General features: G+C 43.1%; 11 protein-coding genes. 9 read left to right on the forward strand and 2 right to left on the reverse strand.

The window, feature by feature from the left end; translation table 11 throughout:
• The first annotated feature begins 93 nt into the window (after nt 1–93).
• Genes AC1D0K_RS29395 through AC1D0K_RS29405 form a run of 3 tightly spaced genes read left to right on the forward strand, consistent with a single transcriptional unit; the run spans nt 94 to nt 7,279 of the window.
• Entirely contained in the window at nt 94–3,384 is a 3,291-nt protein-coding gene (locus tag AC1D0K_RS29395) for a hypothetical protein (RefSeq protein WP_477395750.1), read from the forward strand.
• Nucleotides 3,384–5,306 carry a DUF3857 domain-containing protein gene (locus AC1D0K_RS29400; RefSeq protein WP_477395748.1) on the forward strand — a complete coding sequence of 641 codons (1,923 nt, stop codon included), beginning with the start codon at nt 3,384–3,386 and terminating at the stop codon, nt 5,304–5,306. The genes AC1D0K_RS29395 and AC1D0K_RS29400 overlap by 1 nt, the downstream gene beginning before the upstream one ends.
• Nucleotides 5,303–7,279, forward strand: a complete 1,977-nt coding sequence (locus AC1D0K_RS29405; protein WP_477395746.1) for a DUF3857 domain-containing protein — start codon at nt 5,303–5,305, stop codon at nt 7,277–7,279. The genes AC1D0K_RS29400 and AC1D0K_RS29405 overlap by 4 nt, the downstream gene beginning before the upstream one ends.
• Before the next feature lie 420 nt (nt 7,280–7,699).
• Here the strand turns inward: AC1D0K_RS29405 and AC1D0K_RS29410 are convergent, their stop codons facing one another.
• Both AC1D0K_RS29410 and AC1D0K_RS29415 read right to left on the reverse strand, forming a co-directional pair.
• Complete coding sequence (locus AC1D0K_RS29410; RefSeq protein ID WP_477395744.1) at nt 7,700–8,125, reverse strand: PIN domain-containing protein; 426 nt, start codon at nt 8,123–8,125, stop codon at nt 7,700–7,702.
• The gene (locus AC1D0K_RS29415) at nt 8,118–8,327 is read right to left on the reverse strand and encodes a UPF0175 family protein (RefSeq protein ID WP_295719909.1); all 210 of its coding nucleotides are present in this window, start codon (nt 8,325–8,327) and stop codon (nt 8,118–8,120) included. The genes AC1D0K_RS29410 and AC1D0K_RS29415 overlap by 8 nt, the downstream gene beginning before the upstream one ends.
• 230 nt (nt 8,328–8,557) lie before the next feature.
• Here AC1D0K_RS29415 and purL point away from each other — a divergent pair, with 230 nt between their 5' ends.
• The 6 genes from purL (at nt 8,558) to AC1D0K_RS29445 (ending at nt 15,943) form a co-directional block, all read left to right on the forward strand.
• A complete protein-coding gene (gene purL / locus AC1D0K_RS29420) occupies nt 8,558–10,780 on the forward strand; it encodes a phosphoribosylformylglycinamidine synthase subunit PurL (protein WP_295719912.1) in 2,223 nt (740 codons plus the stop codon).
• Nucleotides 10,780–11,169, forward strand: coding sequence for an SMU1112c/YaeR family gloxylase I-like metalloprotein (gloA2, locus tag AC1D0K_RS29425; protein ID WP_295719915.1), 390 nt, complete (start codon nt 10,780–10,782; stop codon nt 11,167–11,169). The genes purL and gloA2 overlap by 1 nt, the downstream gene beginning before the upstream one ends.
• Before the next feature lie 661 nt (nt 11,170–11,830).
• Nucleotides 11,831–12,517, forward strand: a complete 687-nt coding sequence (locus AC1D0K_RS29430) for an NUDIX hydrolase (protein WP_477395739.1) — start codon at nt 11,831–11,833, stop codon at nt 12,515–12,517.
• A gap of 193 nt (nt 12,518–12,710) precedes the next feature.
• Complete coding sequence (locus AC1D0K_RS29435; RefSeq protein ID WP_477395737.1) at nt 12,711–13,607, forward strand: NUDIX domain-containing protein; 897 nt, start codon at nt 12,711–12,713, stop codon at nt 13,605–13,607.
• Between the two features lie 4 nt (nt 13,608–13,611).
• Complete coding sequence (locus AC1D0K_RS29440; RefSeq protein ID WP_477395735.1) at nt 13,612–15,030, forward strand: nicotinate phosphoribosyltransferase; 1,419 nt, start codon at nt 13,612–13,614, stop codon at nt 15,028–15,030.
• A complete protein-coding gene (locus AC1D0K_RS29445) occupies nt 15,020–15,943 on the forward strand; it encodes a ribose-phosphate diphosphokinase (protein ID WP_477395733.1) in 924 nt (307 codons plus the stop codon). Before AC1D0K_RS29440 ends, AC1D0K_RS29445 begins: the two co-directional genes overlap by 11 nt.
• The last annotated feature ends 272 nt before the right edge of the window (nt 15,944–16,215 follow it).

Below are 16,215 nucleotides of genomic sequence, written 5' to 3' on the forward strand. Positions count from 1 at the left end.
ACGCAAAAGGAATATTTGTTTCAAAAAACTTTAGTTTGTTTCAAAAAAAGTAATAATTTCACTGTCCGAGAGCCCTGCTTGAAACCTTATCACATGAAATATTATTACTATTTGTTTTTGCTGCTTGTTGTATTATCAAAAACTTCTTCTGCACAAAAAATTGAACTCGTCAATTCGGGCGAAATAATTAAACAATCTATTACCCTTTACGATTCTGCCAGGTTTAAGGATGCTCTTCAAGTGCTTACCAAAGTTAACCGTAGCGATACCAATTACGTATGGTCGGTTTACGAAAAGGCAATCAATTGCTCGGCCGACAGCCAATACACACAGGCTATAAAATATTGCCAGGAAGGACTTTCGCTTACTACGCAGCGGGAGTATGAGCCTGAATTGTATAATACGTACGGCAACGCTTTAAATGATTTGCATCAACCTGAAAAAGCGGTTAAGATTTTTGACCAGGCTATAGCCAAATACCCATCGTACTCGTTACTGTACTTTAACAAAGGGATAACCTACATGGGCATGAATCGCTATGCCGATGCCGAGGCGATGTTTCAAAAAACCTTGCTGGTAAACCCTTATATGTACAGTGCGCATTTTCAGCTGGGTTTTGTGGCTTTGCAGCAGGGTAAAATTATGCCGGCTATGCTGAGCCTTATTGGCTACCTGCTGGTTAACCCCGAGGGCAGGTATTGGTCGCGGTCGATAGGCATCCTGGATAAAATATCTAAAGGTTCCGATGAGATCCTGGAGCTTAAAAAGAATAAAGTGGGCACTGCCGACGATCCTTATGCCGAGGTAGAGGAAATTGTGCTATCAAAAATAGCGCTCGATAAATCATACAAACCTCTGATATCTATTGACGACCCGATATCGCGCCAGATACAGGCGGTATTTGAAAAGCTGGAGTACCAAAAGGATAGCAAGGATTTTTGGATGCAATATTACCTGCCCTATTACAAGCAGGTTTTTAGCCAGAATAAACTGGAGTTGTTTATTTTTCATGCATTCAGCAACGTGAACTTGCCTGTTGTAAAGGATTACAGCAAAAGGCATAAAAAGGAACTGGACAAGTTTGTTGACGAAGCGGCATATTATTTTAACCAGCTCCGCTCAACCCGCCAATTGAATTTTGCCAACCGCGATACCGTTACCCAAAAGTATTATTACGAAGATGGCAAGCTGATTGGCAAAGGCAAGCTATCTGCTGATGGTAAAATTGTGATGGGCCCGTGGTTGTCAATTTATGGTGCCGGCAATAAAAAAAACATCGGAACCTATAATGATGCCGGCCAGCGGATTGGCACCTGGACGTACTATTTTTATTCGGGCGCGTTAAAGGCTAAAGAGACTTTTGTGGCTGGCAAGCTGATGGGTAAACAGGAATATTATTTTGAGAATGGTAACCCAAGTTCGGTGGAAAATTATGTAAACGGCAACCTGGAAGGAATGAGCAGTACATACAATTACAACGGTACCCTTAAGTTTACGGCCACCTACAAGCAGGGCAAAAAAGACGGGATAGAACGCAAGTACTACGCCAACGGCAGCTTGCAGGAGGTAGATAATTACAGCAACGATGAGCTTAACGGTATAGCTACCGAATACTTTAAAAACGGTAAAATAAAAAGCACATCGCACTTTAGCGCCGGTAAAGCCGTAGGGCCTTACAAATCATCGTTCGAAACGCTGGGCATATCAACCGATGGCCAGTTTGTGAATGCTAATGCCGAAGGGGAGTGGAAATTTTACTATGAATCGGGCAAGATCAAAGAAAAGCGCAATTATATAAATAACAACGAGGAAGGCCCGCATACCGAGTATTATGAAAACGGGCAGATATCGGTTATCTATAATACTAAAAAAGGCAAGATAAACGGCGACGTGGTTTATTACCGCGAAGATGGCAAGGTATGGAGTAAACAGGTGTTTGCCAACGGTGTTGTTGTAATGGCCGAATATAATGACCTTGCCGGCAAACAGGTTTACCATGCCGAAGCTAAAACAGCCCTGGCCGATTTGGTTACCTACAGCATTGATGGTATTAAAAAAAGGCACAGACATTTTAACGCCGCGGGTCAGTTGGATGGGCCGGATACCTTGTTTTATCCATCGGGCAGGGTGAGCCAGATTGATGAATATAAAAACGATAAGCTCAACGGCACATCGCTGAGCTTTTACACAAGCGGCAAAAAGAAAGCCGAAATACCGGTGACTGAGGATGAAAGCAATGGTTACTCGGTAAGCTATCATGCCAACGGTATGATGGAATCGGAAGGGTGGCTACAGGCCGGCGACCACCAGGGCGTTTGGCTTTTTTATGACGAGAAGGGCAGGCTTACCAACCGGTCGTACTATTTAAACAATGATCTGGATGGTTTTAAAGAAACCTATAGCCCTAATGGTAAAAAAAGCCTGGAAGAAAAATATCACCTGGGCTGGCTGGAAAAAATAACCCAGTATGATAGCACCGAAAAGGTTATGCTGGTAGATACCTTCCCGAAAGCTACCGGAAAATATAAGCTGATTTACGCCAACGGCAAGCCGATGACAGAGGGTAATTATGTAAACGGCGAGCTTGACGGCCCCTGTAAAACTTATTATTTTGATGGCAGCCTGGAAAGTAGCTTTGTGTATAAACGGGGTTATATAGATAGCGCTTATGTAAGTTACCGTTTCGGTGGCAAAAAAAACTCCGAGGGCATGTTTGATCATGGTAGTAAAACCGGCTTCTGGAAGTTTTATGATGAAGATGGCAAGCTAAGCAGTACCAGCAATTATGTGAACGACGAGCTTAACGGCGAAAGAACTTATTACTTTGAAAACGGCGCTAAGGATTACATTGGCCTATATAAAGCCGGTGTGCTTGATGGCCCAGCCAAAAAATATGATCCGGACGGCACCTTAGCCTACCAAACCACATTTGATGATGATTACGCGGTTTCTTACTCATTCCTTGCAACGGATGGTAAATTAACCCCGCCTGCTGTTATAGCATATAACAATGGTACGGTAAAATCCTTTTTCCCGAACGGAAAACCATCAAGAGAGTGCAGCTACAGCGATGGGGGTAAAAACGGCCACGATGTGATTTACTACAGCAACGGACAAATTCGGTCGGAAGATACCCCGGTATATGGACTGGCCTACGGGATAACAAAAGACTATTATCCCAACGGGAAGCTAAAATCTGTATATAATTATATTATGGATAATCCGGACGGGGTTTGTAAAGAGTACTATGCCAACGGCAACCTGAAGAAAGAAATGACCTTTGACAACGGAGAATATCATGGACCTACAAAATATTTTGATGAAAACGGAAAGCTGGTTAAAACTACGTGGTATTACTATGATAAACTTATCTCTGTTAAATAATGAATAAATCACGTTTATTATTTGGCGCTTTATTTACCTGCTTTTGCGCATGGGTAAGCACAGCAAAAGCACAGGACTTTGAAACTTTACGCAAACAGTTTCCTGATGAAAAGGCGGTGCTTTTAAACCGCGTTTTTGAATACAACATCAATCTTAAAAACGGTGTGCCACATGTGGAAAGCAGGGAACTGCAACAGATAGAATATCTGCTGGGCAGCGCTACAGCGTACATGGGCGGTTATGGGTTTTCGCATAGCGATTTCCATAAGCTGGTATCGTACGATGCTTTTACCCAGGCGCCGGATGGTAAAAAGCTTAAAGTAAGCGATTTTACCACCAACGATGATAAAGCCGGCTTTGTTTTTTACGATGATGTAAAAGAAACCAGTTTCCATTTCCCGGCTGTGGAGCCGGGCGCCATAGGCAATTTAAAGGTGGCCTGGGATAATAAGGACCCGCACCTGTTATCACCCTTTTACTTCACCGCCTATATGCCGGTTATCAACAGCGAGCTTAAAATTACGGTATCAAAAGATATCTCTCTTAAATACCGGTTTATAGGCCAGGATACCAGCAACATCAAGGTTAATATCGAAAGTAAAGGCCATAATAAAATTTATAGTTTCCAGTACAAAAACTGCCCGGCCGATAAATCATACCATAACGCGCCTGGTTTTGCCTGGTACTCGCCGCACGTGGTTTTTTACCTGGATAGTTACAAGGATGATAAGGGCAATACCGTGCCCTACTTATCTAATATAGATGACTTGTACCACCTGAACTACAGCTACCTTAAAAATGTAAATACCGAAGTTACACCTGCTGTTAAACATATTGTAGATTCGTTAACCAACGGTTTGCATACCGAAGAGGCAAAGGCCCGCAGCATTTACTCCTGGGTACAGGCCAATATCAAATACGTGGCTTTTGAGGATGGTATGGGCGGCTTTATTCCCCGGGATGCCCAACTGGTGTGCACCCGTAGATTTGGCGATTGTAAAGATATGGCCAGCATCCTTACCGAAATGTTGAACGCGGCCGGCGTAAAAGCTTATTTTACCTGGATAGGCACACGCGATTTACCCTATAAATTTACACAAACACCGTTGCCCTTGGTGAGCAACCACATGATATGTACTATTAAACTGGGCGATAAATATGTGTTTTTAGATGGTACCGACCCAACCTGTGTTTTCGGCATGCCATCATCAGGCATTCAGGAAAAGGAGGCGATGATAGCCATTGGCGAAAACGAGTACAAGGTTTTAAACGTGCCCATTGTTGAGAAAAACAAAAACATGCTGGTAGATAGTACCTGGCTGGAAATGGGCGCCAACGGTATTAAAGGTCATATTAAACGCGATGTAAAAGGCTACTTTGCCATGGAGATGCACGGTAAGCTCATGTACTGGAACCGCAACAAAATGGATGAGTACATGAAAGACGAATTTGAACGGGGATCGAACAAGTTTAAGCTGGATACTTTTTATGTAGATAAAAAACAAAGCGCAGGCGAGCTATCCATGTACGCCAATTTTACCCTGCCCGATTATGGCAAAAAACTGGGCGATGATTATTACGTGAACATCAACCTGTTTAAATTTTTCCAAAACGAGCAGATAGATTACCCCAAACGCAAAGTGCCTGTTGAGCAGAATTTTAACTTCGAAAAAAAATACGTTACCCTGTTTAAAGTGCCCGATGGGTACAAGGTATCTTACCTGCCGCCAAGTAAAGCCTACCACAATAAAGTTTGGGGCTTTGATGTTAAGTACGAGCAAAAAGGCAACTACGTGATCATGACCCAGGAGTTTGATAACGATAACCTAATGCTTGCCGCCGATGGTTTTGACCAATGGAATAAAGTGCTCGAAAACCTGTACCCTTTATATAAAGAAACCTTAAGCCTCGCCAAAAAATGAAGTCTATAATAAAACAAACCTGTAGCCTGCTCACTGTATTGTTAGCAAGCCATTACGCACACGCCCAAACGCCGGGAATAGAAAAAGAAACCTGGTCAGATAAACCTGCTATTCATAAAATTGCCGATAAATACAGCAAAGAATCTGACGTAATTGTACTGGATAAACACCGGGTAGAATTTACCGACGAAGGAAAAGATGCTTTAGCCGAATATTATACCGTGCACAAGATCGTCCATATTAATGATGACAGGGGGATTGAAGGCTATAATAAAATTTACCTGGGCATAAGCGATAAGGCTGATATTGTAGATATTAAAGCCCGCAGTATTTCGCCAGGTGGTAAAATAGTGGAGCTTAACAAGAATGATATTAAAGAAGTAAAAGAAAAGGACGACCAGATTTACAAGATTTTCGCGATGGATGGCTTGGAAAAAGGTTGCGAGGTGGAATACTATTATACATTTAAAAGGCCTGCTACGTTTTTTGGCCGTGAGGTAGTGCAGGGTAACTCTCCCATATTGCTTAGCCAGTTTCAGTTGTTTGCGCCAAAAAGGTTAAAGTTTGAGGTGAAGCCTTATAACACCGACGTGGTAAGTAAAGACACTATTCTGAACGAAAAAGCCATAAGCGAATGCAGTTTTACCGAAACCCCCGGCGTAGAGAAGGAAAAATATTCAAACTATTATTCTGGCCTGAAAAGGTTGGAATTTAAGCTGGCTTATAACCTATCAGTAAACAAAAGCGAGCGTCTGTATACCTGGAACCTGCTGGCCAAACGCATTTACGGCGTTTATACCGATTACTCGGACAAGGAAGCTGCGGCCGTTGCTGATGTTATCAAAAAAAATAACCTGGCCGCCTCTACTGATGAGGTAGCCAAAATAACGGCGGTTGAAAATTATATCAAAAAGAATTACTCATACCACGAAGACGCCAGAGGCGAAAATGAAAACCGGGTAGAAACCATACTGCGCAACAAAAATGCCGGTATGGTAGGTATTGTGCATTTATACAGCTTGTTTTATCAAAGCCTGGGTGTAAACTACCAGTTTGTGTTAACAGCCGAACGCAGCAAATACCTGATTGATAAAACTTTTGAAAACTGGAATAATTGTGATAATCCTATATTTTATTTCCCGGCCGAAGGTAAATTCCTGGCACCAACCAGGGCTGATTTTCGTTATCCCTGGATTCCATCAGATTGGGGAGCAACTTATGGTTTGTATTGTAAACATACCATGCTGGGCAATTTTTCGACAGCGATAGCGGATATCAAGATGGTGCCGCTTGAGGATTATACCAAATCTATGCAGAGCATGGAGGCTACCATAACCTTCTCCAAAGATCTGGATTCGTTAATAACCGATGCCAAACAAATTTTTGGTGGTTATGCAGCAACAAACTATCGGGATGCCTTTAACTACTCCAACGACGAACAAAAACGCCAGCTTTTTAAAGACCTCACCAAAAACTATTTCAGTTCCGAAACCATCCTTTCATCAGAAGTGTTAAACCAGCCTTTTGAAAGCCAGACCGCCAACCTGCCTTTGATTTTACACATCAAAGCAAAATCGGGCGCGTTTTTAGAGAGTGCAGGCAATAAACTTTTGTTGAAAATAGGTATGGCAATTGGTCCGCAGGTAGAGATGTACCAGGATAAACCCCGCCAGTTACCTGTTGATATGGGTTTTGGCCACGTTGAAGAACGTAAACTGGAAGTTACCATACCGGCCGGCTACAAGATCAGAAATCTTAATGATCTGAAGATTGACCAGACCTACAAAGAAGATGGCGAGCTAACTATGGGTTTTGTATCTGACTATGAACTAAAAGGAAACCAGCTCACCATCCACATTATGGAGCAATACCGCAAACCAATATACCCCATCACTATATTCGATCCGTTCAGGAAAATTATCAACGCATCGTCTGATTTTAATAAGGTAGTATTGATATTGGAGAAAATATAGTCTTGAAAAACAGAACAGTATCAGGTACCAGGATTTTGTTTAACCGCTGATGTGGTTAAACAAAATCCTAAGGTTTATTGAACTTTCATTCTGTTTATACTTTAATGCCGGAAATGGCAGAGTCTTTTTGAACTCCATTGAAAATAAAAAATTCTGAAAAATTCGAGTTCAAACAAATTTTGCGTAGGGGATTGGCGGGGATACCGTCCGTTAGCTAACGGATAATGCCCTGTGCAGTATGAGCATAAAGCCCGGCCCGCAGGGATACGCTCTTTGGCTCAAGTGTTGTGCTTTGGGCATTGAGTGATAGGGGACTTGTGGTTTTCTTAGTCATACAAGTCCCGGCTGCTTCGTTAACATAAAGAAGTTAAGAAACCACAAAAAACTATAACCTATTCTTCTCCGGCTTCCTTAATCAGTCTATCTACCAAAGATGGGGATATTTTGCTGAATAAGCTGCAGGTAAGGTCGCAGTAAAGGAATTATACGCTGCTGTTTTGCGTAAAGCAGCACCCCCGCCGAACCTTTAACGGCTACTCCTCTTTGTTCGGCAAATTTCCTGGCGGCCCTGTCATCTGTGAGTAGGTAATCGCATTTTATCTCGGCAGCTAAAGCTATGGCGCTGGCTTCGCCTGGATCAATAAGATCATTAAATTCGCTTTGCAGTAAATTATTCTGAACAAGCTTAATGGTTACCCAATCTGGTAAGGTTTTGCCATATTCTTTCGCTATTTCGGGAGTTGTGATAACATGTGCAAATAATTGAGGGAGTAAATACAATGCATCAATTTTATCTAAAATGATAAAACAACTGGTATCGGTAATAACAATAGTGTTTTCAGGCATGATCAAGGTCGGCCTCAACACTGGGGTCAAGGTAGTTTACACCAAAATTGATCAGAATTTCAGCAAAATCCCATTTTTTCATTCCGCACATTTCGGCAGCCTGGTTTAATGATAGTTTGCCAGCCTCATACAGTTTGGCCGCAATTAAACGTACGGTTTCATCATGCTCTTTTTCCAGCGCATCAGGAACTTGTATTGTCATCGTAGTCATATTATAAAGATAAGCATTATTCAAATTAAAACGTATAATGATTTATCAGGTAGTTTGTTGAATACGGTATTGATAATAACAATAACAGGGCAAACAAATTTAAATTACCCGCCACCCACACTTCACCCCCGCAACAAACCTGTCACCTTTTACCGCTATCCTTTCGTCTTTCCAGCTTTTTTCCTAATTTTGCGCATCCTTTCAAATAAAACAATATTAAATTGGAGCACCAGGAATTAACCACCGTTGAAACCGCCAAAGATTTAGGCTTACTACCCGAAGAATTTGAACGTATTATAGAGATATTAGGGCGAGTGCCCAACTTTACCGAGTTATCCATCTTCGCGGTAATGTGGAGCGAACACTGCTCATACAAAAACTCCATCACCTGGCTAAAAACCTTGCCTAAAGACAGCGACCGCATGCTGGCCAAGGCAGGTGAAGAAAACGCCGGATTGGTTGATTTGGGCGATGGCATTGGCTGCGCCTTTAAGATAGAATCACATAACCACCCATCGGCGCTTGAACCTTACCAGGGTGCTGCCACAGGTGTGGGCGGTATTAACCGCGATATATTTACTATGGGTGCAAGGCCCATAGCCCAGCTAAACTCCCTGCGCTTTGGCGATCTTAAACTGGAAAAAACCCAGTGGTTGGTTAAAGGCGTGGTAAAAGGCATCAGCCATTACGGCAATGCCTTTGGCATCCCAACCGTAGGCGGCGAGTTGTTTTTTGACGACTGTTATAATGTAAATCCGTTGGTAAACGCCATGTCGGCAGGTATTGTTAAGGCGGGCGAAACCGTTTCGGCAACATCATACGGCGTGGGTAACCCTGTTTATATAGTAGGTTCGGCAACCGGTAAAGATGGTATCCATGGCGCGGCTTTCGCATCCAAAGATATCAGCAAAGATTCTGTGAATGATCTTCCTGCCGTACAGGTGGGCGACCCTTTCCAGGAGAAACTGTTGTTGGAGGCTACATTAGAAGTTATAAAAACCGGTGCCGTTGTAGGTATGCAGGATATGGGCGCTGCCGGTATCATCTGCTCAAACTCAGAAATGAGCGCCAAAGGCGAGCACGGTATGCGTATCGATCTGGATTTGGTGCCAACCCGCCAGGCCAATATGAAACCTTACGAAATCCTGCTTTCTGAATCACAGGAGCGTATGCTTATCGTGGTACATAAAGGACGTGAAAAAGAAGTTGAGGCTGTATTTGATAAATGGGACCTTAACTGTGCCATTATTGGCGAGGTTACCGATACCCAACGTTTAGAATACTACATGCATGGCGAAAAAGTGGCCGATGTACCTGCTGACGATTTAGTGTTAGGTGGTGGTGCCCCGGTTTACGAACGCGAATACCGCGAGCCTGCTTACTTTGCCGAAAATCAGAAATTTAATATGGATGATGTTGCCGAACCTGCCAATTTGGTTGAGGTTGCCGAGCATCTTTCTGCTCACCCTAACTTAGCATCAAAACGTTGGGTAACTGATCAGTATGATAGCATGGTAGGTGTACAAACCATGACAGCTAACCTGGCCTGCGATGCAGCCGTTGTGGCCGTTAAGGATACCAACAAAGCTATTGTATTAACTACAGATTGTAACTCCCGCTACGTATACGCTGATCCTTATAAAGGTACAGCCATTGCCGTTGCCGAAGCTGCGCGTAATATTACCTGCGCCGGTGGCGAGCCTGTGGCTATCACCAATTGCTTAAACTTTGGTAACCCTTACAATCCCGAAGTTTACTGGCAGTTTGTAAGCGCCATTAAAGGTATGGGCGATGCCTGCCGCAAGTTTGAAACCCCGGTTACCGGTGGTAACGTGAGCTTCTATAACCAGTCGGCAGATGGTGGTTCGGTTTTCCCTACGCCAACCATTGGTATGCTGGGTGTAATGGAAGATACCGAGAACATCATGACCGCTGATTTTAAACAACCCGGCGACCTGATTTACCTGATAGGCGAATCGGTAAATGATATCGCGTCATCGCAATACCTGGCTTCATGGCATAAAATTACAGCTTGCCAGGCCCCGTATTTTGATATTGACAAAGAATACGATACACAACAAACCATTAAAGAGCTTATTAAACACCGTGTGTTGGTATCTGCACATGATGTTGCCGATGGTGGTTTATACATTAACCTGTTAGAGTCGGCCATGCCAAACGGACTGGGCTTTGATATCGAAACAGATGCTGCTATCCGCAAGGATGCCTTCCTTTTTGGTGAGGCACAGGGCAGGATTGTGGTAACGGTAGCACCAGAGGAGCAGGAACGTTTTATTGAGTTTATGGCTACCAGCGAAACTGAATTTACCTTGCTGGGTACTGTAAACAATGGTTTCCTGAATGTTGACGGTGAACTGTTTGGTCACGTTACCGATGTGAAAATGGTACACAGCAATGTATTACACTCTATTTTAGGCGAATAATGCTGAAACTGAACCGGGTACACCATATCGCCATCATTTGTTCCGACTATGAAAAGTCGAAGCATTTTTACAGCGAAGTACTGGGTTTAAAAATAGTACGCGAGGTATATCGCGAAGCAAGACAATCATACAAGCTTGATCTGGAAGTGGGCGACCGCTACCAGATTGAGCTTTTTTCATTTCCAGAGCCTGCACCCCGCCCTTCGCGCCCAGAAGCGGCCGGTTTGCGCCATTTAGCCTTCGAGGTAGATGCCCTTGACGAGGCCGTATTTCACCTTACAGAACAAGGGGTAGAAGTAGAGCCCATCCGTGTAGATGAACTCACCAACAAGCGCTTTACCTTCTTCACAGATCCTGATGGCTTGCCACTGGAGTTGTACGAGCGATAGGGGATAAGTCTATTTTTTCTTTCTTTGTTCTTTTCTCTCTTTTGTCATCCTGAGGAACGAAGGATCTATGAACTATACAGGTCCATTTTGTAGATCAACTAAACAGGACAATAATAAAAGTTCTGCTCATTTTTCCGGGCGTTTCCGCCACTGATAGAAGTGTCGGCCGGGCTCTATGCTCATACTGCACGGGCCTTATTCACATTGGCCGGTATCCGCGCCGATCCCTAACGCAAAAATTTGTCTGAATCGGAATTTTTCACAATTGTTTGTTTTTAATGGAGTTCAAGAAGGCTGCGTTGTTTTCAGAATTAAAGAATTTCAGAATAAGAAATACATAGTGGCCGCTCATTTAATCAATTTGTACACTTGCAAAAAATGTCTAAACCTGAATTTTTTCGAATTAAAGAATTAACAGAATGAATTGGCTGTTAATATTGAAAATAAAAAGCGGGCAAAGGCCTGACGGAAAACGCGGGCCTGGGAGTTTTGCCTGTGGGGGGAAGGATTTTTCCGTCTTGATTTTTTGGTTACTTTTGTATCAAGACAAACGGCGTAGCCCTCTTGAGTTCTTTTAAAAATAAATTAATAACGAAAAAAGTAACAGCCCTCCCGCGGCAACTGAGCGGGCCGATGTTGTCGTTTACCACAAAATATTTCGATGCCCGCCACCCAGGATATTAAAGTAGCCGTTGATGCTGTAGTATTTGGATATACATCCAAAGAAGGATTATCCGTATTACTTATTAAACGCAATATTGATCCTTTCAAAAACAACTGGGCATTACCGGGCGGACTGGTTGGCAACGATGAATCCTTAGAAGATGCTGTACAACGCGAACTGAAAGAGGAAACAGGCATTAGCATTAATTACCTGGAGCAACTATATAGTTTTGGTAAACCTGGCCGCGACCCACGTAACAGGGTGATCTCCATAACTTATTACGGCCTGGTTAAACCCGAGGCCTTTGAGATACATGCAGCCACTGATGCGGCAGAAGCGGCATGGTTCAACATCAAAAAAATTCCGTCGCTGGCTTTTGATCACGATAGTATCATCATCGCAGCGCATGAACGCCTTAAAAGCAAGATCCTTTACCAGCCCGTGGGCTTCGAACTACTGGAAGAGAAATTCCCCTTCTCCGAACTGGAAAAACTATACATGGCTGTATTAGACCGCGATATAGATCGTCGTAACTTTAAAAAGAAAGTAATTAAATTCGGTTTTTTAGAAGAGACTGCCGAAAAACAAGTGCTTGAAGGGGCCGGACGACCGGGAAATCTTTTCAGCTTTAACAAGGACAAATACTTCCAGCTTCAAGAAGAAGGCATCAACTTCGAAATTTAAAGTTTCCCTGTAGAGACGCATAATTGCGTCTCCCGCATGCAGGTCAACCATGCAAATCCACCGGTCAAATCTCGCATGCATAACCGCTCGTCTGGCGGGAGACGCAAATATGCGTCTCTACGGAAAAAAAATCAAAAATAATTTGCGTATTTAAAACGCATATTTATATTTGCGTATAATTAACGCAAATAGCATGAAGATAGCCGTAATTGTTGCCCGCTTCCAAACACCTTACCTGCATGAGGGGCATAAACAACTGATAGATACCGTAAGTAAAGATTATGCTAAGCTTATTATCCTGCTTGGCGTAAGCCCAGTGATGGGTAGCAGAAAAAATCCTTATGATTACCATACCCGCGAAAAAATGATCAAAAGGGAATACCCGGATGTTGTTGTTCTGCCGGTGAGTGATCATCCAAGCGATAGGGTATGGTCTGATAATCTGGATAATTTATTAAAAAGTGTTTTTCCTAATGGTCAATTTTACTTGTTTGGTAGCAGGGATAGTTTTATTCCTTACTACACAGGGCATTTTGAAACGGTTGAGCTGCCCGCGCATGGCGATTATAATGCTACCGAACTGCGTAAACAATATGCCGATAAGGTATTTGATTCTAACGATTTCCGTGCAGGTATCCTGTATGCCTATTATAACCAATATACTAAAGTATACCCAACGGTTGATGTGGCTGTGTTCAGGAACAATAAAACAGAACTGCTGTTAGGCAAAAAATCCAATAGCAATACATGGCGCTTTATAGGAGGCTTTGCCGATCCGGAAGATGAAAGCTACGAAGCTGCCGCCCAACGCGAGCTGTTTGAAGAGTGTGGCGAGCTACAGGTAAGCAATATGATCTATGAAACAAGTCACCGGGTAAACGATTGGCGTTACCGTAACGAAGCCGATAAAATCATTACCTTGTTGTTCAGCTGCGATCACCTTGCCGGGGAGCCGACGGCTAACGATGATATTATAGATGTGGCCTGGTTTAAAATTGAAAACCTGGCACAAATGATTGCCGATGGCCTTATTAACGATGAGCACGCCAAAATGTTAAAGCTCATCATCACTAAATACGTTAAAAACTAAACCGATGAAACGCGAAAACCTCATTCTGTTAGCCGATGCTTATAAATATGCCCACCATAAATTATACTATCCCGGTACCACTAAAATTTACAGTTACCTGGAAAGTCGTGGCGGAATGTTTAATGAAACCATCTTTTTTGGCTTACAATATATTTTGAAAGAATACCTGCAGGGCCCCGCATTTACACAGCAGGAACTGGACGAAGCCGAAGGCTTTTTGCAGCAGGTATTTGGCCGCGACGATGTATTTGATAAAAGTAAGTTTCAGTATATACTGGATAAGTATAATGGCAAATTACCCGTAACTATAAAGGCCGTAGCCGAAGGTACTGCTGTGCCAACTGGCAATGTATTGATGACCATTGAAAATACCGACCCAGAATGTTACTGGCTTACCAATTTTTTAGAAACCTTATTGGTACAGGTTTGGTACCCCTGCACCGTAGCAACGCTAAGCAACCAGATAAAAAAGATGGTAACCCGGTACTATACCGAAACTGCCACACCTGAAGCCAGCGCCGGGATAGACTTTGTGCTGAACGATTTTGGCTTTCGTGGTGTTAGCAGTGTGGAAAGCGCTAAAATTGGCGGCGCGGCGCATTTGCTTAATTTTAGCGGCAGCGATAACATGGCAGGTTCATTAATGGCTATTGATTATTATGAAGCCCAAAAGGTTTATGGTTTAAGTATCCCGGCTACCGAGCATAGCATCTGCACATTACTGGGCAGGGAAGGGGAGCTGGAAGTTTTCAGGCATGTATTAAAAACCTTCCCTACAGGTACCATTGCCTGCGTGTCTGACAGTTTTAACATTTTCAGGGCTTGCAAAGAGTATTGGGGAACCGAATTGCGGAACGAGATTCTGAGCAGGGATGGCACGCTGGTGATCCGCCCGGATAGCGGCGACCCCGTGAGGACCCTGCTTGAAATATTTGAGATCCTGTTTACTCAATTTGGTTATACGGTTAACGGCAAGGGGTACAAAGTTTTACCGCCACAGCTAAGGGTGATCCAGGGCGATGGCGTAAATTATAATGAGATAGGAAACATTTATGAAGCGTTAAAAAATAATGGCATCGGTGCCGAAAACCTGGTATTGGGCATGGGTGGCGCTTTGCTGCAAAAGGTTGACCGCGATACGCAGAAATTTGCTTTAAAATGCAGCTGCGCTGTTATTAATGGTAAAGAGGTTAGCGTTGCGAAAAGTCCGGCAGAGATGAACGCGCAGGGTGACATTACCGAAAGTTTTAAAAAGAGCAAAGGAGGCCGGTTAAAACTACTGAAACTGAACGGCGTATTTAAAACCGTTAATGAAAATGATGAACCCGGGGCAGAAAACCTGCTGGAAACCGTTTTTGAGAATGGTAATTTAATTAATACGTTTACTTTTGAACAGATAAAGACCAACGTAAATGCCAATTAATACCACCATGACGAAACTGCTGTTTGCAATAAAAGATTATGAATACCTGGCCGAAAAAGTACTGGCCTGCGGAACGTTTGAAAAAGGAGAATTAGTAGTTAATCATTTTACCGATGGCGAGCGTTATCAGCGTATTTTAACCCCTGTTGAAAATCGGGATGTAGTTATAATTGGAGGTACCGTAACAGACCAGGCCACGTTGGAACTTTATGACCTGGCATCTTCGCTGGTAAGTTATGGGGCCAACTCATTAATATTGGTTATCCCATATTTTGGCTATTCAACCATGGAGCGTGCAGTATTGAGTGGCGAAATTGTAACAGCTAAGACAAGAGCACGATTAATTTCGGCCATCCCAAAATCAAACAGGGGTAATAAAGTAGTGTTGTTTGATCTCCATTCAGAAGGGATTCAGTATTATTTTGAGCATGATCTTTACCCGGTACATGTTTACTGTAAGGATCTGGTGATAAAGGCCGCCCTTAAATATGGCGGCAATAATTTTGTGATGGCCAGTACCGATGCGGGCAGGGCTAAATGGGTGGAGTCATTAGCCAATGATATGGGCGTAAACGCCGCCTTTATACTCAAGAGGCGATTAAAGGGAGATGATACCGAAGTAAGCGCCATCAATGCGGATGTTGCTGGTAAAACGGTGGTTATTTATGATGATATGATTCGCTCTGGCGGCAGTATCATTAACGCTGCCAAAACCTACAAAAATGCCGGTGCCGCCGATATTTATGTAATAACCACACATGGTTTGTTCATCAACAACGGCATCGAAAAATTGAAAAACAGCGGCCTCATCAAAAAGCTCATCTGCACAGATTCGCATATGAATATGCAGGCCATCGATGATGATTTTGTGGAGGTAAACAGTATGGCTGAATTGATCTGCTCGGTGATTTAGGAGAGGGCTTATAAGTCACGAGTACTCCACGCTTTTGGCCAGAGCTGCATACTCGCGCCAAATTGGGGGGCAGGAGTATCCAAAGCTATAATTTAGAATAAAGATTTTAAAAAGTGTTGCGTTCGCAACAGGTGAAACAGTAGAAAATGTTACCTGTCTAATAATCAATACATTATCAATTGCCATAAAATAAAAACCGCAACAAAGCCGCAACAAGGGGTTCTGCCGGCCACCATTGTTTAGCTATACACACCGTAGTTTTAAACTACAGG

Source organism: Mucilaginibacter sp. P1_A3 (genome assembly GCF_056406855.1).